Source organism: Parendozoicomonas sp. 2304DJ65-17, assembly GCF_058148445.1.
The window spans coordinates 159,334-180,538 of the sequence record NZ_JBYVJV010000004.1 but is presented as its reverse complement, the minus strand read 5'-3'; the positions used below and the strand labels follow the sequence as shown (position 1 = coordinate 180,538).

The window sequence follows — 21,205 nt, the reverse complement described above, 5'->3', positions numbered from 1 at the left end:
GTTATCCGGTTACTGCTGACCAGACGAGTGAGTCGGTTCCGGATTTTCTGTGCCAGGGGCGATACCGGGAATACTGTTCAGCTTCTGACTCCACCAATCTTGGGCTTGTTCGATGGCATTACGCTCGGGTGAAATCTGCAGAAAGAGACTGTTGCCGTCCATAGTCAGACGGCCAATATTGCGAGTGTCCTGAACTACCGGGGCAATAACCCGGGCATCCGCATCCAGATACTGAGAGAACTCTGCCAGCACGGCGATATAACGGGTGGCCGCATCAAGGTTGATTGAGAGTTGAGTTCTCTGACCCGGGCGCTGGGCCGGAATGCGGTGGATTTTGATCAGACTGTCCTGAAGCGCAGCAGAATCCTGCTCGAACAGATCCAGAAAATCTGCCTGGGAGAACAAGTCAGCAGCCTGGAGTTCATAGAGCCGTATGATCAAGGGCGACGCCTGTCCACGGTCATTGGGGTTCAGGTCATAACCAGCCTCCAAAGACAGTTCCAGGGTGGTGTTGCTGTTTTGAATCTGGCTGACCTGCTCTGCAGACCCCGAAAAAATACTACAACCACTCAGCAGTAACGGTGTCAGCACTGTGATGACAATGGCGTTCAAGAGTTTCATGTATCTTTCTCCTGAAGCTTGCGCATAGCATCCTGAAACCGGGCGGTAAATTTCAGACGCAATGTCTGTTCTTTCATAACCCGCTTGAAGTGGCGGCTGTACAGCTGCCAGTTATCGCGCTTCTTCAGCCATCCCGTTTTTTTCGCAGAGTAGTCATCGAACAGGTTTTCCAGGTAAGGCGGTGAAAAGTCCATCAGTGTCTGCTCAAGAGCTTCACCCATGCAGTGATAGATCATTTTCTTCTGCAGTCGGCTCTTTTTTTTCAACATTTCCCGCAGGTGTCGGTTCTCTTCCTGAAGGCGATAAAGTTCGCTTTCAGCCTGGGCTGTAAAAGCTGGTAAAGATCTGGAGGTTTGAGAGAGTACAGATGCTGCTGGTGGATTTTGCACAGTCGTATTGTCCTGAGTCTGTGCCGTAACAGAAGACTCTGAATGTGTAACAGGCTGATGTGATGGAGAAATAATGTCCACGGCCTGGATGCCCTGAACATCATCACTTTCCTGATCCAACACATTAATCAGGTTGTCAGAGGTAACCTTTACTGGCTGTGTATTTTTCTCTTCAGTAGGCAAAGCCTGAGACAGAAATGATTCATCAGCGGAAAGACTTATATCTTCCGATACCGGCAACGATGAACTTTGGAAATCGCTGGCTGCCGGGCTTGCAAATGGGTCATCCAAAGCAGCGGAGTGTTTTGCACCAGGTAGTTTCTGAAACTCTGTTGGCTCGGAAAATGGATCATCCTCACCTGTATCTGGCTCAGTATTTTCAAAAGAGAGGGAGGACGATCCTGGAGTCAGGCTGACTTCCGGAGAGAACAGGTTCACCTGTATGCGGTATTCGCCACAGGTAAGAATGTCACCATCAACCAGCGTGTGCCGCCTGTTACGCCCAAGAGGCCGGTCTGACTGGTTAATAAAAAGTCCATTGATGCTTGTGTCTTCAATAAGCCACTTGTCGTCTTCCTGAAACAACCGGGCGTGACGGCTGGAAATCATACGGCTATTGTCTGGCAGAGAAACCACACAATCTGGCGCACGTCCGATCAGGCCACCGGAGCTGGCAACTTTAAACAGAGTATCCGCCAGTAACTCCCCTTCAGGAATATGAATAACCTGGAGTTGTAAGCTCATGGCTGCTCCTTCTGCGTGCGGCAGTGTGATAGTGCACGATTGAAGCTTTCCAGAAAGCCGGGATTGTTTTGCAAAAAGGTATTGCTGAAATAAACGCCCAGATCACTGCTGCGTATTTCCAGTTGGTTGAGAATATCGGCCTTAATTCCCCTGCGTGCCAGCTCTTCTTCCATAACCAGGCGGGTTTCAAGAACTGCACTGACCTTTCTGTCAAGCAGCAGATCGACAAGGCGACGGGTATCTTTTGGATATTTGTCGACCCGATAACCGTTTTTCATCAGCCAGAACCATTTACCTGATCCAAAGGTAGCGGCAATGCTGACATTTTCCTTGTAATCCATTGTGGCAAACAGGTCACCTGCGGTGTCCTGAAAGCTATAGAGAACCCAGCTTTGCTGGGCCACTGGGGCCGACAATGTTGCATATTTATCCCGAGCCTCGTTTCTGGAAGCCAGAAAGAAACCATCAAACTCACCTCGGCGCACATTCAGTTGGGCGTTGCTCCATTCCATAAAGGCAATTTGATAGGGCTGCTGCATAGTCGCCAGTGCACAGCGCACCCGATCAATAGCAATACCGCTAACCTGCCCTGAAGGTGTTGAAGTTTGGTAAGGCGACCATTCCTGGGTCGCCAGCTTTATTCTTTCTGCCGCAGCGACTACTGTTGTGAACAGCATAAGCGGCAACAGCAAGCTGACTCTCAAAGCGGTCAGCTTATTACCTTGTCTGTTCAACCTGCATTCCCCCTTGTTGTACTAACTGGCCATTGTTGTTGAATAGAATGGTGGCCAGTTCAAACATGCGGACCGGCACTTTCCAGCCGGACTCCTGAACCTTTTGAAAGTTAATAGCGATATCTGGTGGTGACAGTTCTCCCACCGGTAACTGGTCTGGTGAAACAGAACCGTTCAAAATTTGGCGCCCATACAGTGCAGCAAGAGCTGCATTACTAGTAAAACTTGTTCCTATCGCCAGCATTGGGCTGAATGGACTGGAGCTGACTAAATCAGGAACAGCTGTGAGTACCGGTGTATTGCCTGCCAGTTCATCTATGAGATCCAGGTGTTTAAAAAGAACGGTGCTTCCTGTTATCCAGAGCAGAGAGTTTCCTTTGTACTCTGAGCTGTTCTGGAATCGTTGAACGACACCAGGTAGTTGCTGTTGAATGCTATCTGCTGTTTTGACTGATGAAATAGCCAGCATTTCAACATCTATACCTGCAGACTCTGCGGCAGCTACAAGTGGTTGTACCTGGGTTTTCAGGGCACTGTTGTTATTTTCTCCGTACAAAACTCCAATAGCTGTCAGCTGGGGGTTCATAGTCTGCAAATAGCTCATCAGGCTGCTGGCCTGAATATCCAGTGAAGTAAACGCATAACTGCCAGAGGCAGGTTGGTAGCTGTCAATTAAGCCAAGAATAACCGGATCTTTTGCCGTCACTGTCACCACAGGCGTTTGCAGTTGAGGGTGCTTTTTATAGAGTTTTGCTGTTGCAGAGGACCCGGCAATAAATATCAGGTCAAATTGGTTGCCTGTTATCAGCTGCTCGGTTAGTTCCGGTGCGGTACGATTATTGACCAGTGTGTAATTGGCATCTATCCGGTGCTTCTGGAACGATCTGCCGATGGTTAAAAAGGCCTGGTCATAAGCCTGCGAGGCTTTGGAATAGATAAAGAGTATCTGCTTTTCAGTAGCTGGCGACGCCGGGCCCTGCTCGGCAAAATTAAGCGACCACGAGGTAATATCATCTTTCACTCCAAACCATTGAGGAAACTCCGAAGACTGGCTGTAGCCAGCCCCTGCCATGCTTATTGGTACGCATATGCTGAACAATCGGATGCAGTGAAACAGGTTGGTTAGCAGGTGTTGAACCATCAGTGAAGCAACCTGCAGATATGAGGGATGGAGTCTGGCAATGTTTTCATACGCAGACTGATAGCATTAAGAAGCTGTGATTCGATTAGCTCTTCATAGCTCATTTGTTCTCTGGGAAGCCCATGGCAAACCAGGCTGGTTTTGTGGGGTTCTGGCTTTGTCAGGTCAGGCTTAGGGTTTGCTTCCATAACTGAGAGCTGGCCGTTGACATCCATACGAATATCAACGCGAACCAGCCCCTGCAGGCAAAGCCCTGCATGCACCTGCTGGCCCAAGAGATTTATTTTCTGGATCAGCTCTTCATCATCAACGGACATCAGCCTGTTTGATGAAATTGCCTTTTTATCCATTGAAGTAAAAACATATTCATTGTCTTCAAGTTTTCTTTCGATCACTGAAAAGGCAAAGGGCGTTTCAAGAACATTCAGCCGGTTATTGTTCTTAACAACAGGTCCACTGACCGCAACAACAAATTCACGTCCTGGCAGGTACTCTTCTACCAAAACTGTGTTTGAGGTTTTTTTAAGGGTTTCCTGGGTTAATAGCCAGGCGTCGTTAATATCTTTTGCGTAGTTAACATAAATGGACGCTCTTCCAGAGGTTGGCTTAACAATAAAAGGCCCATCAGTCTGACCAAAACGCTTCTCGATTCTGGCCTTTAATTCCTCAAAACTTTGATTGCAGCTATGGCAAACAAGAAATGTTGGCGTGGGAATGCCAAGGTCTGTCAGTGCCTGTTTAAACAGATGTTTATTATCAAGCTGGGTGGCATTAAGTGGGTTGTGCCCGACGTAAGGAAGACCAACCATTTCCAGCATAGCTGGAAGGTGTGACATGGGGTTATAACCCTGCAGGCCGCCACTGTTGCAGAACACAATATCAATGCCATGGCTATGGAGCTGCTCAAGAAGCTGAGCATTTTCTGGCAGGGTGATTACATGGCGATAGCCAGCATTACGCAGGGCTTCTGCAATCTGCCTGGCGACAGGCTCATAGCTTTTGGTGGCTCTGGGATTGTGTGTTTTATAAAAACAGCTGCCTTCGTCGTCTTTATTTCCACCGTGAATAACAGCAATAGAGAGATGCTGCTTAAGTCTGTGGTGGTTGTCGGACAGGGCTGCAATAACATTGTGCATGGAGAAACTACTACCGCTTGTCATCTCTGGTCAGTGGGGTTACGCAGAGAGCAGAGAAGAAGATTCACTGAATTTGGACAAAACGATATGTGCAGGCAGGCCAAAGAGTCGATAGCGAAAGTGGGAAGAGAAAATATGATTTTTGCAAAAACGCAAAAGGGTGGCGTGGTTGTTATTCCCGCCTCATGATCCTGCGGGAATAGAGTCTAGTTGAGAATGGCTAAAAATATTAATGTTAGCTAGAGATTGTCGTCGTAGGGAGACATAAGCAGGTTATGGCAGTTTCGTGGCATGTAATCAAAATCAACCCTGCGTAAAGAGTAGTTGCGGGTACCACATGTCCACTCCAGCGTTCCGTCCGGCTGAACATTGGCTTCCAGCTGTATTCTTTTGTTGCCGTTGGAGCCTGGATAGGTTTTGTCAGTCAGGGTTACGGCAATAGTGCCACGGGTAGGGGTGTCGGAAGAGCGGGCTACACGCCAGGACCCGATAGTCTCTGAGTCGGTGACTTCTCTCCAGTCGCTGGTGGGTGGAAGTTCCCCGTTAACGCTGTAATACTCCAAAATTTCAACCTTCACCCCTTCCGCAAGGCTTATTACTTCCTGAATTTTGGCTCGGCCAGCGTTTTTCTCGAATTCTGTCATGGCATAGGCTGCCAGAATCGAGATGATCGCAACGACGACCATCAGCTCAATCAAGGTAAACCCTCGCCGGTTTAGGGGTGATTTCCTGTCATTTTTCATAACATTATCCGTCGTTCAACTACCTTGCCTATCGACCGGGGAGGCCAAATCTTCACCCATAATTAAGGCCTCGTTTGAGCCTGTCTGGAGTTGGCCTTTATGAGTGAAATTCTGGAGTTGAGAACAGGGCAGGTTGCTTATATCAGCAGCCTGATGTGTGGCTTTGCTCTTTCGATCGCCGTGCAGATCATTCGGGGCAGGGATCCCCGGCCTCTCGCCACTTTTTGCTTTCTGCTGTTTACCATCAGCGCGTTACTTTTTCTGGTTGCGCTCTATGTGGATGTATCCCTGATACTACGGCTTGCAGGTGTCCAGTTGTTTACTGAGGGTTTGGTTGCACAGGTCGCTTATGTCAGGAATTTCAGTACGGCTGGAGCGACTACCGGGCTTCTGGTTTTTCTGCTTGCCATCGGTATAACCGGGTGGCTTCGATCGAGGTGGGCTGGCTGGGTTTCAACAACCATTATGGTCATCACACTGATTGCTGTTGGGCTGGCCCGGGAGGTTATTGTCAGCCTGCCTGTTCAGTAATTCATCAAATGATGAAATTGGCGGAATTAATGCTCTGCCAGTTATTTCCGGTCTTTCGTAGAATATTCACCGGATGATGAATTAGCGGAGATATCATGGCTGTTGCAGGACGTCCAAAAGGTGGTTCTGATGCCCGTATCCGTCTTATTAACAGTGCCCGGCAACTTTTTGCCTCTATGCCTTATGAAAAGGTGACTACCCGGTTACTGGCAAAACAGGCAGATGTGAATGCTGCCTTGATACGTTACTACTTTGGCAATAAAGATGGCTTGTTTGAAGCCATGATGGCAGAAGTCACCCAGCCAGTGAGGGAGCAGTTCCGAAAGGTAGCTTCGGGTTCTGAAACTGGCAGCATGATCCAGGTATTGCGGACTTACTATCGTGTTATGGCTCCTAATCCGGAAATTCCCCGGTTGATCTTTCGGGTGCTTTCCATGCCAGCCAGTGCGCCACAAAAGCAAATCCTTACCAGGCTTATGCCTTTTTCTGAAGAGTTTTCCAGACGGGTGCGCCATTCCATCAGTTTGTCTGAGTCTCTGGATGATGGTGTTGATCCCCGAATGGCTTGGTTATCTCTAATGAGCCTGACGGTTTTTCCTTTTCTCATAGAGCCGGTAGCCAGAGAGAGGGAAGCGTTCGATTTGAATGATGAGTTTTTAGAACAACTGGCTGAACACAATGTGCGGTTGTTAAAGCAGGGAATTTTAAGGAAAGAGAGTGATGACAATAACTGATCTGAAAGCCTGGGCCGACCAGCATCCCAGGCTGCTTTTTCTCCCTGCTGTTGCCGTGGGTATTGTGGTACTGGTTATTGTCACCAGCCTGAGACAGGCCCCTGCGCTGAAACCAGCAACGGAGCGGGCTACACCAGCGCGGGTAACAGATATTCAAGAAATATATATCGCACCGGTTGTTTCCGGTTTTGGCAGGGTTTCTCCAAAAGTGGACTGGAAAGCTGTAGCGGAAGTCAGTGGCAAAATTACCGCTTTACACCCGGATTTGGAAAAAGGCCGAATCCTGCCAGCTGGCACGGAAATTCTCACTATTGATCCTTTGGATTATGAACTCAAGCTGGCTCAGGCTGAAGCGGATGTGGCTGCGTCACAGGCGCAATTAATCCGCTTGCAGCAGCAGAAAACCAATCTGCAGTTCTCCCTTGAGCTGGAACAGGCTAACCGGAAACTGGGTAAAACCGAGCTGGAACGTATGGCCCGACTGTTTAAGCAGGGCTCTGTTTCCCGCTCAGATTATGACCGCCAGCAGCAGACTTACCTGAGTCTGCAAACCCGGATACAGGATTTAGAGAACCAGCTGGCGCTGATTCCAGCAGACCAGAAGGTAACCCAGGCCCAGCTGAATGTGAATCAGGCCCGAATGAGGGAAGCCCTTCATTCATTGGACAATACCCGCATTGTTTTACCAGTAACGGCTCGCATTGCCAGCGTGAATGTGGAGATGGGGGAGGCTGTTTCTCTGCAACAGCAACTGGTGGAAGCCCATGGAGTGGAAACGGTGGAAATTGAAGCTCAGGTTGCTTTGCATGATATGAAAACTCTGATTAACAGCGTCGCTCTTGATGGTGAAAGTGAGCGCCCGCGGGTTGAAAACCTTGGGTTAAAAGCCAAGGTTATTCTGACCAGTGCAGACTTCCGTTTGGAAAAACAGGCCCGGGTTGCCCGAATCAGCGAAACCGTTGATCCCAACCAGGCCACTGTGGGCGTGATACTGGAAGTTGACCAAGATGTTGCGGCTCTGGCTGCTCAAAAAGAACCGCCACTGGTGAATGGTTTGTTTGTAGAAGCGGAATTAACCGGGCAGCCACAGCCTCATTTAGTAGTACCAGAGGGGGCATTGCATGGAAGTACGTTATATCTGGTTGACGAAAATCAGCGTATGCAGCCAGCTTCAGTAAAATTGCTGTTCCGCAGAAATAATTTGGCCGCTATAGCCAGCCTTCCGGATAGTGAAACCGTTAAACAAGGCATGCAGATTGTTACAAATGATCTGATGCCCGCTATTGCCGGTGCTCGCCTTAAGGTCGTGGCGGAGGCTGGGCAATGATCCGCTTTTTTACCCGTCATCCAACAGCGGCAAACTTGCTGATGATGGCTATGTTGCTGGCTGGCATTCTGACTCTGCCCCAGATTAAAAGAGAAACCTTCCCCGAGTTCAGTGCCCGGTATATTTCTGCCAGAGTTGTTTATCCCGGAGCGACTCCGAAAGAAGTCGAAGAAAGTCTGTGCATGCGCATGGAAGATGCGGTTGATGGTTTAAGCAATATAAAAGAAACCAAATGCCAGGCCGCTGAAGGCCTGGGGCAGTTGATTCTCGAACTGGAAGAAAGTGCGGATATCGGCCGCATGCTGATTGATGTGCAGACCCGTATTAATGCCGTTAATGATTTCCCGGCGGAGATTGAACGGCCTGTTGTGGAAGAGATGGACTGGAATGAACCGGTTATTGATCTGGCCATTACTGCGGAGACTTCCAAACCTGAATTGAAGGCCTATGCAGAAAAACTCAAGCGCCGCCTGAAAATTGATGCCGGAGTCAACCTTGTCACTATTAAGGGATTCTCTGATCACCAGATCGAAGTGTCTCTCAGGCAGGTGGATCTGCGTCGGTTGGGGATGAGTGTTGATCAAGTGGCATCGGCTTTATCCCGCCAGAATATAAAGCTGCCGAGTGGCAATCTTGAGACAGCCAGCAAAAATCTGCTGATTCGCTTTGATGAGCAAAAAATTGCTCCGGATACCCTTGGTGAAACGATTGTTGTTTCATCCCCTGAGGGTGGTGTGGTTCGGTTAAAAGATATTGCTACCCTGACCGATCGTTTTGAACTGGATGAAGAACGTATCAGTTTTAATGGCAAGCCCGCAGCCATTCTGACTATCAGTAAAAACAAAGCTGATGATGCTTTGCGTATCAAAGATCGGGTCATACAATTTGTTGAGAATGAACAGCTTGTTGCTCCGGCTGGTATTACTCTCACCCTGACCAATGATTTCTCATCCCTGCTTTGGGATCGCCTGACCATGATGCTGGATAACGGCCTGCAGGGTGTTGTTCTGGTGTTTGTGGTGATGTGGTTGTTCTTCAGTCTGCGCTATTCCTTCTGGGTTGCAGCTGGTTTGCCTGTAGCTTTTCTTGGTGGACTGGTGGTGATGTCCCTGCTTGGGCTCTCGGTCAACATCATGTCGCTGGTGGCTTTGTTAATGGCCATCGGCATTATGATGGACGATGCCATTGTGATTTCTGAATCCATTGCTGCCCATGTAGAGAGAGGGCTGCAACTGGATGATGCCGTTATTGAAGGTGTGAAAAAAGTTCTGCCAGGTGTGTTTTCATCATTCCTGACCACGGCCTGCATTTTCGGTGGTTTGATGTTTCTTGATGGGGAAATGGGCACGGTGCTCAGGCTGATTCCCCAGGTTTTGATTATTGTACTGACTCTCAGTCTTATAGAAGCATTTTTGATACTTCCTCATCACCTGTCTCATTCGCTTCATTCCCATAAGCAGAAAAAACCTGTCCCTGCGTTTAAACAAAGGTTTCTTGATGGTTTTGAACGTTTCAGAACTGAGGGGTTGGTAGAACTGGTTACACTTGCCGTGAAATGGCGTTACCTCTTTCTCGGTGGAGTGTTCAGTTTACTGTTGATCTCTTTTTCTTTAGTGGCTGGAGGCGTAATTCGGTTTATCGGGTTCCCGGATCTTGACGGTGATGTTGCCGAAGCGCGGATCATTCTTCCTCCCGGAGCAACTCTTGCGCAAACAGAGTCGATAGTTGCCAAGCTGGTCAGTGCTGCCGAGCAACTGGGAATGGAATACAGTGAACGGGAAGAAGGCGGGCGCCGTTTACTGCAAAGCACCACTGAGCAATACAACTTCAACCAGGATGCCGGTGAAAGTGGGCCTCATATTGCCACAGTGCGGGTTGATCTTCTTTCTGCAGAAATCCGCAACACCCGTATCGATGACTTTATCGATAGTTGGCGGGAACGTGTGGGCGTTTTGCCGGAACCTGTATCTATGGTCTTCAGCCAGAAAAGCATGGGGCCAGGAGGCCGGGATATTGAGGTGAGGCTTCAGCATGATGATCTGGATGTCTTGAAAGATGTGTCTTTACGCATTCAACAATATTTGGCTCAGTTTCTGGGTGTCAGTAATCTTCTGGACGACATGCGTCGGGGTAAAGAGGAAGTACTGGTACAACTTCGCCCGGGCGTTGAGAGCTTTGGGGTTGATGGACAGACCATTGCCAGCCAGTTGCGGTCTGCTTATTACGGAACAACGGCGGATGAAATCCAGATTGGCCCTGAAAATATTGAAGTACAGGTTCGCCTTGATCGTAAAGAAGCAGGTAATTTGCAGGCTCTTCCAAGTTTTCCCATTGTTCTGAATGATGGAAACAAGGTTCCTCTGGCGACTCTGGCAACCCTGGATTACCAGAGAAACTTTGTACGCATTCAGCGGATAGAAGGGTTACGAACCCTGACCGTGTTTGGAGATATCGACCAGAAGCAGGCTGATGCCACTGAAATCAATCAGAAAATGCAGCAGGAGCTGTTTCCTGAACTCCGGGAACAATTTCCAGAACTTCGTATAGGTTTCGAAGGTGAAGTGAAAGATAGAGCGAAAACGGCTGCTTCTATGGCTCGGGGTTTTCTGATGGGGCTGTTTGGAGTATTTGCCATTCTCAGTTTTCAGTTCCGCAGCTATCGGGAACCTTTCGTAGTTATGCTGGCGATTCCTCTGGCCTTAATCGGTGTGTTCTGGGGGCATTTATTGTTGGGATTCTCGTTAAGTATGCCCAGCATAATGGGATTTATTTCCCTGGCCGGTATTGTGGTTAACGATTCTATTTTGCTGGTGCAATATATACGTCACCACGTTGATGCCGGCGAACTTGTTGAGCAGGCCGTGGTTAGCGCCAGTCGGGACAGGTTCCGTGCTGTTTTTCTAACGTCTATAACCACTGCTGTCGGATTATTGCCTCTGATGTTGGAAACCAGCATCCAAGCTCAGGTTGTTCAACCGCTTGTGGTATCGATTGTATTTGGTATTTTTGCCTCAACACTGCTGGTTCTGTTTGTGGTACCAGCGGCCTACGCTGTGCTTGATGACAGAGGTTGGGTTTCTATGAATAAGGCGTAGATAAACACTGCTGCTTATTCTGAAAACCATTCATCTTTCTTTAAAAGATAAGACGGGTGTTCCAGCCCGGTGGGGCCATAGAATTCATCATGGGTATAGGTAAACCCCAGTTTAAGCAGCAGATGGCGTGAGCCTTTGTTCTTTGGGTTGTGACCGGCAAACAGGACTTTGGCATCTTTGGTATTAAAGGCGTATTGAATAACGGTGCGGGCAGTTTCTTCAGCGTATCCTTTGCGCCATTGATTTGAGCAGATGTGAAACCCTATCTCATAAATAGCGTTAGACAGATCGTAAGGCCGTAAACCTGCGCAACCAATATGTTCTCCGGTTTCTAAGTGGAAAACCGGCCAGTATTGAACGCCATAGGTCCGCTGATTCTGGATTTCATTATGAAGGCGTTCAGATACCTGCTGACTGGAAAGAGAGCCGCGCCCATCGAAGAGTTTGGTAACTTCAAAATCTCCCCATAGCTTTGTTGCCAGATCAATGTCCTGTTCAGCCCAGCAGCGAAAGCCCAACCGTTCAGATTCAAGAAAGAAGTCAGATGTTTCTTGTCTACTGCATCCTTTCCGTTCTGATTGTGTATCCATCTATAACCAGCCTCAGTTCCATAGATTCAAATATGACAGCTTACTCTCTGGAATGGGCTGGTTATGTGGGTATTCACCACAGTACAGACTGCTCACGACAAACAGCCTGTACTGCTTAAGATGTTAAATAACGCTGGCAATATCTCCGGGCTGTCTCAGCATTTTATCAATATCGCCAATATGACCTTCTTCTTCGGCAATCAGTCGGCGGGCATACTCCTCAATTAGCACCGACTTTTTCTTTTCGGCCAGATCAAGAAGCTGGTAATAGAGGGCAACGCCATCTTTCTCAAACTGGAGAGACTCGGTGAGAATACTGTGAATATCGTGCTGGGAGGTTTCCAGAAGTTCTCCAATGCCTATGGAAGGGTGTTCTCCAAAATGGGTGATCATCTCTCCAGCTTCATGGGCATGGGTCAGCGTTTCCGTTGCGGCACCGCGTAACCACCCAACGATAGGAATACGACTGTAACCAAAGACCATAAAACTGTAGTGGGTGTAACGCACAACACCGGCCAGTTCATGCTCGAGAATATTATTTAGCTTGGCCACAATAGCGGCTTTGTGATTGGACATACTGCAGTCTCCACGGTTTTTATTGCTCATCAGGCCAGTGGAGTATAGACAAGGGTTTTTTATTGGTTACTAACTGCTGGTTGTGGATTGTACAGGTCAAAAGTGAGGTCCCGGTTTCCATCATGGACTAACAATATTCCGGGATAAAGCTCGGCAAGCATCATGGTTTTTACTCTGTTTACGTCAGGTAACTTGGTAATTGTTACAGCTTCCCATTGGGCAGAATCCCCTCGCTCCCAGGCTCTGATATGGGCTTCTGATGTGATGTTTTTCAGAGAGTTACGATCGTTGATGTATTCGACTGTAACAATTCGTCCATCGGACAAAAGTAGTGCTTTGCCGAAAAAGGCGTGTGAATGGTCTGGTTCTTTTTGAAGCCTTTCATAAAACCAACCATTAGAAGATCGCGTACATAGAACTATGCTGGATTCATATCCTATATCTTCTTCATAGTAAGAAACCGACTTTTGAAGTAGAGCTTGATCATCTGATAAAGAAGCCCATGTGAACTCGTAATTATAATTAGAGGAGTCTGTAAGGAATGCTATATTCGACCAGCTACCTTCTTTATTATTGTAGAGCATAGCTTCCATTCCTATAACTGTTTGAAGCTCTACTAGTAGTTGTTGATCTTGATAAGAGACTGACACGACTTCTCGTTCTGGAAATACAATCTCCCAGTGGTATTTGTTATCGTTTGTACGCAACTTCCAAATACGTGAAGCGTGAGGGTTATGTAAAAACATGGATCTATCTTTGGTCACGTAAAGGTGGCTCATTTCAGAGTGTGGTATGCACGTTGAATGTATCCTTGTATAGCGCCATGTGTCTTCTTTTTGTGCCAATAAATAGTGGTATCCCTCGCGTGTCATAACTAGTATTGATGATTCATCCAAATAGGCAATTCTTGCGCATTCGCCTACCTCGCTAAATGAACCCATTGTTTTAGTCTCCCATTTTTGTACACCGTCAGTTGTCTTGAAAGAAAACTCTACAAGTACATTACTGGTATTCAATCCTATAAAACGAGCAGGGTTTATCACTGTAATGTCAACAAGAGAACCAATAATGTTGGAGTTCCAAAGTCTGCTGCATGAATCAAAAACGTTCACATCAGTTATTTTTAGTTCGCTCTTTTTATAATAAGTATGTTGATTGATTACTTTTAAGTACGAAGGTCTTTCCCAAGAGAGTGGGGCGCGTTCCCAAGAGGACGAATTGTTTTCCAAGGTGCCTTTGTTTATGCATTCCCCCTGTAGTGATAATGTTCGTCGTAATCGCTCTTGAGATAAAGAACCCATCATCATTAACTGTTCGGAATCTGTGCTTTTTCTTATTTCTTTTGACATTCTTGTTGTGAATTTTAAAAAGCCAGTATGTTTATCGAAGGATGAAAAAAGCGGCGAAGGGGCTGCTTTATGGCACCTTCTTGAATCTAGGTGTTTGACCTCAATCCACCAGTGATCAGCGTTAGCTGTTAATATGTATTCAGGGCAACAGATTTTACTTTTGTGATTCTGTTTTTTTGTTTCCCCAAGTCTTTTTGGCCTGTCTGCTCTGGCCTTGCCCCAGAGACTGTTAAATTTGGCTGATTTTTTTGCACCGTGCATGACATCACCTACATATTATTAACAACGATGATAGTAAGACAGTGTTATGAAAACGGTGTTGTAAACAAAATGGTTAGTGGTTTGTTTATGACAGTGTTGAGCCACCTGGGTGTGAGTTATACAAATCAAATGTGAAATCCCTGTCTCCATCGTGAACAAGCAGTGTTCCAGGGTGAAGTTCGGCAATATGCATGGCGCGCGCTTTGTGTTCGACCGGCAGTTTTGCAATTGTCACAAAATTCCATTGTCCTGAATCCATTTTCTTCCAGACATTGATGCGCGCCTGTGACGTATTTCTGATGCGTGAAATGCTCCCAATAACGTGTTCGATGGTGACTATTCGTCTATCTGATAGCATTACAGCTTTGCCGAAAAATGTATGTTTATCATCAGGCTCTTTTTGCAGTCTTTCATAGGACTGCTCTGTTGGGGACAATGTACATAGAATTATGTCGGATTCACATTCTTCATGCCCAACACTTTTATTGCTTATTTGGAGCAGGCAATGATTATCTGATAAAGGCACCCATGTGAGCATGTTACCAGTACTGTCTGAGTGATAGGCTATTGATGACCAGCAGCTGCTCAGACTGTTGTAATACATTGCCTCAATACCCCTTAGGGATGGGTCAGAGTGAAGTTGTACTAATAGGTTTACTAATATGTGCTGGCCTTGGTAGGAAACAGATTCGACCCGCCTATCTGGAAATACGTTTTTCCAATGGTTTTCATTTGCGTTGGGATTTAATCGCCAAAGAGTAGGTTTTAATAAACCATGGGAAAAGACTTCACCGTCTTTTGTCACCATTAATGTCGTGGGAGGGAGATTTGGTTCTGGTCGATGGATAGTTTTAGTAAGTTCCCATATGCCATTGTTTTGTGTCCATAAAAGATAATCCCCCCTGTTTGTCATAACTATCAACTTTGTATCACTTATGTGTGCAATCTCTTTACACCTTGTTCCAGTATCAAGGTTTTGGCTTTCTCGCTTTAATTCCCACTTTGGTATTTCGCTTTCGGTGTTGTATTGCCATCCTATAAATTCCCCTGTCTCAGTCAGTGCAATAACATTAGTTTGACTGATTGCCGTTGCATCAACGATTACTGTATTAGGATGCTCTGATTTCCATGACCGGCTATTTAAATCAAAGTTTTCTACATCGGTAATTTCATGTATGCCTTTTTTGAAATAGGTATTTCGATTAATGACTTTCAGTCCAGTGATCCACTCATCATTGCTTTCATCTGTACACTCTTTTAGTTGAGGAGGGGATCGCTTGATTCTTTCCTGAGACAAAGATCCAATTTCACTTAAATGAGCATTGTCAGATAAGGTTCTAACTGATGTTTGAGTTTTTATCTGGTAGGCAAGGACATGCTTGTCTCGATGGGCACCTTCCGTACTTTGAGGAATAGACGCATAGCACTTCCTTGAGCGCAACTGCTTTACCTCAAACCACCAGCGATCAGCATTTGCGGTTAACCTGTTTTCAGGAAACCAGACTTTCTTGCGTTTTTTCTTAGAGGGCGTGTTTGCAAGCCTCTTAACCAGACTGGCGTGAGCTCCTGTTGTTAACCGTTGTGTGCCGTACATGTATCCCTCCCCAGTCTACTGAATCAGCTGTTGAAGTCAGACAGTGCTAGGGGGCATTGTTACTAACAAGACAGTTAAGGTGGGAGGGGTGGTGAGCCAGTCAATCTGATTGACTCACCTTTTTATAATTAGTGATTCAGAATTTGATCCAAGAAGGCCTTACAACGTTCTTCCCGCGGATGGTTAAAGAAGTCCTGGCAGCCTGCATATTCCACAATCTGGCCCTGATCCATAAATACCATGGTGTCTGCTACTTCCCGGGCAAAACCCATTTCGTGGGTTACGCACATCATGGTCATGCCCTGATCCGCCAGTTCACGCATAACGTCCAGTACTTCCTTGATCATTTCCGGATCAAGAGCAGATGTTGGTTCATCAAACAGCATGATCTTGGGTTGCATGGTCAGTGCCCGGGCAATAGCTACACGTTGCTGCTGGCCACCGGAAAGCTGCCCCGGGAATTTCTTTGCCTGCTCGCTGATACCAACACGCTCCAGATAAGTCATGGCAATTTCTTCTGCCTGCTTACGGGGCATTTTACGTACCCATATCGGAGCGATGGTCACGTTATCGAGAATAGACAGATGAGGGAACAGGTTAAACTGCTGGAACACCATGCCCACTTCACGGCGAATCAGCTCGATGTTTTTCACATCGTTAGTCATCTCGGTGCTATCAACAATCAATTGGCCTGACTGATGTTCTTCCAGTCGATTGATGGTACGGATCATGGTGGATTTTCCGGAACCGGATGGCCCGCAGATAACCACCTTTTCGCCCTGGCGTACCTGAATATTAATATCTTTCAGTACATGGAACTTGTCGTACCACTTGTTCAGCCCTTTCATTTCAATCACGACAGGGCGCTCTGATAATGGCTTATGTGTGTCTTGCTGTTCAGGAGAAGTCATAATCAGTGTCCTTGATTTGCTTAAGGAGGAAATGCTGTTTCTGTACTCGCGGGTGTTGCATTTCCAGCTCATGGCTGCTTACTTTCGAGATGCTGGCTGTAACGGGACAGGCTGTAACACAGGATCCAGTACCAGAAGGCGATAAATACGTAAGCTTCTTCCAGTCGGCCAAACCATTCCGGGCTGGAAGTGGTAGCAAAGGCGATTTGCAGCAGGTCAACCAGACCAACAATGCCCACCAGAGACGTGTCTTTCAGAATACCGATGAAGTTGTTCACCATCGGTGGAATAACAATGCGCAGAGCCTGTGGCAGGATAATCAGCAGGGTTTTCTGCCAGTAACTCATGCCCAGAGCATCGGCGGCTTCATATTGTCCGGCTCCCAACCCTTGCAAACCACCACGAATGTTTTCGGCAAGGTAGGCGGAGAAGAACATAGTGATACCCACCATGGCTCGCAATACTTTATCCAGTTCCATATCGGAAGGCAGGAACAGTGGCAGAACTACAGAAGCCATAAACAGAATGGTGATCAGCGGCACACCACGGATTAATTCAATCCAGGCGACACAGACTGCACGAATAACCGGCAGGTTGGATGTACGACCAAGCGCCAACAAAACACTGAGAGGAAAGGCCACAACCATTGCAACTGCTGAGAGAATCAGGGTCAGCATCAAACCGCCCCAGAAATCTGTGGTCACAACAGGGATGCCCAGAGTTTCACTGCCACCAATGGTCAGGAAAACAGCGATAGGCGACAACAGCCACAAACCCTGTAGCCAACGCTTGTTGCGTAACTGCTTAATGCAGGTGAGGGCAACCAGAGCCAGTACAAAGATCAGTGCAACCAAGGGGCGCCAGCGCATATCTTCCGGATAAACACCCACCATAAATACTGGCCACATATCCCGGATAAATGCCCAGCAGGCACCGTTTGTGGTTGAGCAGACATTGGGATCGGTACCAAAGTAGGCGTCAACAACCGCCCACTTCAAAAATGGTTTACCGATTGACCAGATAATCCACGCCGACACGAGGGTAAGCAGCGCGTTGTACCAGGGGAATAACAGGTTGTTGTAAACCCAGCCAACAGCACCGGTAGAGGTTACCGGTGGATGGCGGTCTTCAATATGTGTGTGACTCATAATTACCGCTCCACCAGTTTAATACGTGCGTTGTACCAGTTCATACCGGCGGAAATCAGCAGGGAGATACTCAGGTAAACCGACATCCAGATACCAACAATTTCCACAGACTGGCCGGATTGGTTAAGAATGGTGCCGCCCACAGAAACCAGTTCCGGATAACCCACGGCAACCGCCAATGAACTGCTTTTAGCAATCGCCAGATATTCACTGGTCATAGGAGGCATAATCACCCGCATGGCCTGTGGCAGGATTACTAGGCGCATAACATGACGTTCTTTCAAACCGAGCGCGCGAGCAGCTTCCCGCTGGCCTTTGGAGACGGACTGAATGCCGGAACGGATAATTTCTGCGTTAAATGCGGAAACATAAACAGTCAGGCCAGTAACCAGAGCCGTAAACTCCGGAGTCAGGCCGGTTCCACCCTTGAAGTTGAAACCTTTCAAAACTGGCATTTCCATAGCGAAAGGTGTGCCGCCAATCAGCCAGACTAGTGCTGGCAGAATCACCAGTACTGCTAGAGAAGGCAGAAAAACTTTGCCCGGTTCGCCGGTACTTTCCAGCACTCGCTTAGAACGGCGCCAGATAAAAATTATGCTGAACAGGGCTACAGCGATAGCGCCGCAGAACACCAGTGCGCTGTCCTGTGGAACCAGAGACGGGATATAGAGGCCACGTTTGTTCAGGAACAGCCAGTCACCAATATTGATAGATTGGCGAACATTGGGCAGGCGCTGGATAACGATGAAATACCAGAAGAACAGTTGCATTAGTACCGGCAGGTTACGGTTAACTTCTACATACCATTTGCACAGTTTGCTGATCAGCCAGTTGGGAGATAAACGTCCAAGGGCAACAAACAAGCCAAGAATGGTTGATAACACACAGCCGATAATGGTGACTTTAATGGTGTTGGCGAAACCGGTGAACAGAGCGAGGGTATAGCTGCTGGATTCGGAATAGCGAACTGTCTCAACCGTATCCCGGCCGAGATAAAGTATCAGGAGAGGAATGGCAATAGTCAGCACAATCACCGCCAGAACCCAGCGGTCACTGTCGCCAATGGTGCGCCCTTGTGTTTTCAGCCATCCAGCCAGAGCGCGAGATGCGAACAGGCCAACGACAACTGATCCTAAGAAGAATAGAAAACCACCCTGGAATACTGGCAGGGTAGATATCTCACCAATTCGGAAACCGGCTTCATTAGTAAGGAATCCAAAACCGGAACCTATGCCTCGCTGAGCCAGATTGGTAAGAGTATTTTGATAAACATTAATAGCCAGAACTATGAGTCCGGCGAGCATGGCAAACTGGTAAAACCGGGCGCGAACCGTCGGGTTTCGCCAGAGGGGCACCTTGGGCTTTTCTATCATAAACGACACGAAGAGTAGGATTATATGACGACAGAGCTGTGGCCAGCTCTGTCGCAGAGGCTAATCAGGCAAATAGCAGACGATTAACGGAAGGGACGAGCGTAAATCAGGCCACCGTCAGTCCATTGGGCGTTATAGCCACGCTCAAGACCGAGAGGAGTTTCTGTTCCCAAGTGACGAGCAAAGATTTCGCCGTAGTTACCTACAGTTTTCAGGATGCGAACTGGCGCGTCTTTATCGAGACCAAGGTCTTGCCACAGAGTGCCGGTTTGACCAAGCATACGGCGAACTTCCGGGTCAGTGGTGTTCTTGGCAGTCTGCTCAACGTTAGCGGCGGTGACGCCGTGCTCTTCAGCCGCCTGAGTCAGGTAAATAGTCCAGCGAACAATGTTGGCCCACTGGTCGTCGCCCTGGCGTACCAGAGGAGCCAGAGGCTCTTTGGAGATCAGCTCAGGCAGAATCAGGTGTTCTGCTGGGTTCTTCATCAGACTGCGTTGCGCTGCCAGGCCGGATACGTCGGTAGTGTGAACATCGCAACGACCGGAGTCGTAGGCTTTACGCACGTCCTGCTGCTTGTCGAACACAACGGGAGTAAAGGTCATGCCGTTCTTGCGGAAGTAGTCGGAGATATTCAGCTCAGTGGTGGAGCCGGTCTGCAAGCAGATAGTGGCGCCATCCAGCTCTTTGGCAGTAGTAATGCCCAAATCTTTACGCACCATCATGCCCTGGCCGTCGTACAGGGTGGTTACGGTGAAATCCAGACCCAGTTTGGTATCACGGCTCATAGTCCAGGTGGTCGTACGGGAGAGCATATCGATCTCACCGGACTGCAGAGCAGGCAAGCGCTCTTTTGATGTTAATGGGGTGTACTTGGTATCAACATTCACACCAGCAGCAACAGCGCGACAGAAGTCAACATCAAAACCGAGGCGCTTACCGGAACTGTCGAGGGCTGAGAAACCGGGGTTTTCAATATGGGTGCCGCACTTCATGTATCCGCGGGATTGCACATCTTCAATTGTGTTAGCGGAGACGTTAGCTGCAGCCACCATCAGGGGCAGGGCGGCGAGGAGAGAACCAAAGCGACGTGTCATAAACATCGACTCCATGACGGATGTTATATGTTGTTTGGTAAACAGCCCCATGAAAGGAGCTGTGCTTTCAAGCGAACGTCAGCAATCTATAGAGGGCGCAAAGAACGTGCATTGATGCAAGTCAGCGCAGTAAGAAGTGGTGTGCAGATTTGATCGAATCTACACATTTTTTAACCTCAAAGGTATGTTGTTGAAGATTGTTCCTGCGCGAGGATAAGGGTGCGCAGCAGGCGGGGTACTGATTGCATAATTGGTCTTAAAGGTTGTTTGAACTCACTGATCGCCCACTGGATATAGCAACCGTGAATCATACCCAGCAGGGCGGAAGCCATCTCATCGGTTACAGTGAATGTTTCATCGGACAATGTGTGGATAATTTCCTGTCGGTGGCTTTGCCAGGTAACAAGAATCTTTTCCCGTACTGGTTCACTCAAGTCAGAACTGAATACCAGGCTCAGGATAATACCTTTCAGCTTAGGGCGGTTCTCCATCAGAGTAATAATATGATCCAGCATGGCTTCCAGTCGCTTCAGGACTGACAGGTGACTGAGTTCCATATCATGAACAGAGCTTTCAATTTCCTGGAACACCTGATTGATTGCGTCGGCGACCAGCATTTCCTTATTGCCAAAATGCCAAAGCACACTGCTTTTGGCGATGCCTGCTTCTTTTGCAACTCGATCCAGTGACAGAGATTTTAAATCATACCGCTCCAGAAGGCTGATAGTGGCTTCCAGGATTTTTTGTTTGCTCTCTTCTCCGCGGCGGTATTTGCGAACATTTGTGGGGGCTGACACCTGCATAAATCTTTGCCTTATTTTGTTAATGCTGTTGGCAGTTACCGTCATTGGAGAGTGAAGGTGATACCGGATAGCTTGATGTTATCGTCTTTAAACCCCTGTAGGGGTGGCTGTGTTGTCCCGGCGACAAGGTCGTTGTGTCAAGTTTTGTGACTTTCTGTTTGTGTTGCTTGACTCTTTTTCCGCTCCCCTTTAATTTGTACTGACCGTTCAGTACAAATTCAACATTTAAAATAAAAAATACTGAAGGAATCATTACTGCTGAGTGAATCACGAGAGAGCGAAACGGAAAGCCAGCACAAATGTGTGATGGC

Annotated in this window: 19 protein-coding genes; 4 read left to right on the top strand and 15 right to left on the bottom strand. The window is 47.7% G+C overall.

What is annotated here, in order from left to right; translation table 11 throughout:
* Positions 1 to 9: 9 nt before the first annotated feature.
* From tssJ to ACY2RR_RS12810, 6 genes are all read right to left on the bottom strand, one after another.
* Positions 10 to 621, bottom strand: a complete 612-nt coding sequence (gene tssJ / locus ACY2RR_RS12835) for a type VI secretion system lipoprotein TssJ (protein WP_490108551.1) — start codon at positions 619 to 621, stop codon at positions 10 to 12.
* Positions 618 to 1,754, bottom strand: a complete 1,137-nt coding sequence (locus ACY2RR_RS12830; protein ID WP_490108550.1) for a type VI secretion system-associated FHA domain protein — start codon at positions 1,752 to 1,754, stop codon at positions 618 to 620. The genes tssJ and ACY2RR_RS12830 overlap by 4 nt, the downstream gene beginning before the upstream one ends.
* Complete coding sequence (locus ACY2RR_RS12825) at positions 1,751 to 2,488, bottom strand: substrate-binding periplasmic protein (RefSeq protein ID WP_490108549.1); 738 nt, start codon at positions 2,486 to 2,488, stop codon at positions 1,751 to 1,753. The genes ACY2RR_RS12830 and ACY2RR_RS12825 overlap by 4 nt, the downstream gene beginning before the upstream one ends.
* Positions 2,472 to 3,629 carry an ABC transporter substrate binding protein gene (locus ACY2RR_RS12820; RefSeq protein ID WP_490108548.1) on the bottom strand — a complete coding sequence of 386 codons (1,158 nt, stop codon included), beginning with the start codon at positions 3,627 to 3,629 and terminating at the stop codon, positions 2,472 to 2,474. The genes ACY2RR_RS12825 and ACY2RR_RS12820 overlap by 17 nt, the downstream gene beginning before the upstream one ends.
* Positions 3,629 to 4,789 carry a D-alanine--D-alanine ligase family protein gene (locus ACY2RR_RS12815; RefSeq protein WP_490108547.1) on the bottom strand — a complete coding sequence of 387 codons (1,161 nt, stop codon included), beginning with the start codon at positions 4,787 to 4,789 and terminating at the stop codon, positions 3,629 to 3,631. Before ACY2RR_RS12815 ends, ACY2RR_RS12820 begins: the two co-directional genes overlap by 1 nt.
* A 215-nt stretch (positions 4,790 to 5,004) precedes the next feature.
* Positions 5,005 to 5,508 carry a pilin gene (locus tag ACY2RR_RS12810; protein WP_490108546.1) on the bottom strand — a complete coding sequence of 168 codons (504 nt, stop codon included), beginning with the start codon at positions 5,506 to 5,508 and terminating at the stop codon, positions 5,005 to 5,007.
* Between the two features lie 99 nt (positions 5,509 to 5,607).
* On the opposite strand from ACY2RR_RS12810, the gene ACY2RR_RS12805 reads away from it, so the two are divergent.
* From ACY2RR_RS12805 to ACY2RR_RS12790, 4 genes are all read left to right on the top strand, one after another.
* The gene (locus ACY2RR_RS12805) at positions 5,608 to 6,039 is read left to right on the top strand and encodes a hypothetical protein (RefSeq protein ID WP_490108545.1); all 432 of its coding nucleotides are present in this window, start codon (positions 5,608 to 5,610) and stop codon (positions 6,037 to 6,039) included.
* Between the two features lie 95 nt (positions 6,040 to 6,134).
* Positions 6,135 to 6,773 (top strand): TetR/AcrR family transcriptional regulator, encoded by a 639-nt coding sequence (locus tag ACY2RR_RS12800; protein ID WP_490108544.1) that lies wholly within the window; start codon positions 6,135 to 6,137, stop codon positions 6,771 to 6,773.
* Entirely contained in the window at positions 6,760 to 8,100 is a 1,341-nt protein-coding gene (locus ACY2RR_RS12795) for an efflux RND transporter periplasmic adaptor subunit (RefSeq protein ID WP_490108543.1), read from the top strand. Before ACY2RR_RS12800 ends, ACY2RR_RS12795 begins: the two co-directional genes overlap by 14 nt.
* Positions 8,097 to 11,195, top strand: a complete 3,099-nt coding sequence (locus ACY2RR_RS12790) for an efflux RND transporter permease subunit (RefSeq protein WP_490108542.1) — start codon at positions 8,097 to 8,099, stop codon at positions 11,193 to 11,195. Before ACY2RR_RS12795 ends, ACY2RR_RS12790 begins: the two co-directional genes overlap by 4 nt.
* 14 nt (positions 11,196 to 11,209) lie before the next feature.
* On the opposite strand, the gene ACY2RR_RS12785 is transcribed toward ACY2RR_RS12790, so the two are convergent.
* From ACY2RR_RS12785 to ACY2RR_RS12745, 9 genes are all read right to left on the bottom strand, one after another.
* The gene (locus ACY2RR_RS12785; protein ID WP_490108541.1) at positions 11,210 to 11,785 is read right to left on the bottom strand and encodes a GNAT family N-acetyltransferase; all 576 of its coding nucleotides are present in this window, start codon (positions 11,783 to 11,785) and stop codon (positions 11,210 to 11,212) included.
* A gap of 123 nt (positions 11,786 to 11,908) precedes the next feature.
* Positions 11,909 to 12,361, bottom strand: a complete 453-nt coding sequence (locus ACY2RR_RS12780; protein WP_490108540.1) for a ferritin-like domain-containing protein — start codon at positions 12,359 to 12,361, stop codon at positions 11,909 to 11,911.
* Positions 12,362 to 12,420: 59 nt separating this feature from the next.
* Positions 12,421 to 13,971, bottom strand: coding sequence for a hypothetical protein (locus ACY2RR_RS12775; protein ID WP_490108539.1), 1,551 nt, complete (start codon positions 13,969 to 13,971; stop codon positions 12,421 to 12,423).
* Between the two features lie 85 nt (positions 13,972 to 14,056).
* The gene (locus tag ACY2RR_RS12770; RefSeq protein WP_490108538.1) at positions 14,057 to 15,565 is read right to left on the bottom strand and encodes a hypothetical protein; all 1,509 of its coding nucleotides are present in this window, start codon (positions 15,563 to 15,565) and stop codon (positions 14,057 to 14,059) included.
* A 128-nt stretch (positions 15,566 to 15,693) separates the two neighbouring features.
* Complete coding sequence (locus ACY2RR_RS12765) at positions 15,694 to 16,476, bottom strand: amino acid ABC transporter ATP-binding protein (RefSeq protein WP_490108537.1); 783 nt, start codon at positions 16,474 to 16,476, stop codon at positions 15,694 to 15,696.
* A gap of 68 nt (positions 16,477 to 16,544) precedes the next feature.
* Entirely contained in the window at positions 16,545 to 17,624 is a 1,080-nt protein-coding gene (locus ACY2RR_RS12760; RefSeq protein ID WP_490108536.1) for an amino acid ABC transporter permease, read from the bottom strand.
* A gap of 2 nt (positions 17,625 to 17,626) precedes the next feature.
* The gene (locus tag ACY2RR_RS12755) at positions 17,627 to 18,979 is read right to left on the bottom strand and encodes an amino acid ABC transporter permease (protein ID WP_490108535.1); all 1,353 of its coding nucleotides are present in this window, start codon (positions 18,977 to 18,979) and stop codon (positions 17,627 to 17,629) included.
* A 101-nt stretch (positions 18,980 to 19,080) separates the two neighbouring features.
* Positions 19,081 to 20,091 (bottom strand): amino acid ABC transporter substrate-binding protein, encoded by a 1,011-nt coding sequence (locus ACY2RR_RS12750; RefSeq protein WP_490108534.1) that lies wholly within the window; start codon positions 20,089 to 20,091, stop codon positions 19,081 to 19,083.
* A 176-nt stretch (positions 20,092 to 20,267) separates the two neighbouring features.
* A complete protein-coding gene (locus ACY2RR_RS12745) occupies positions 20,268 to 20,894 on the bottom strand; it encodes a TetR/AcrR family transcriptional regulator (RefSeq protein WP_490108533.1) in 627 nt (208 codons plus the stop codon).
* Between the last annotated feature and the right edge of the window lie 311 nt (positions 20,895 to 21,205).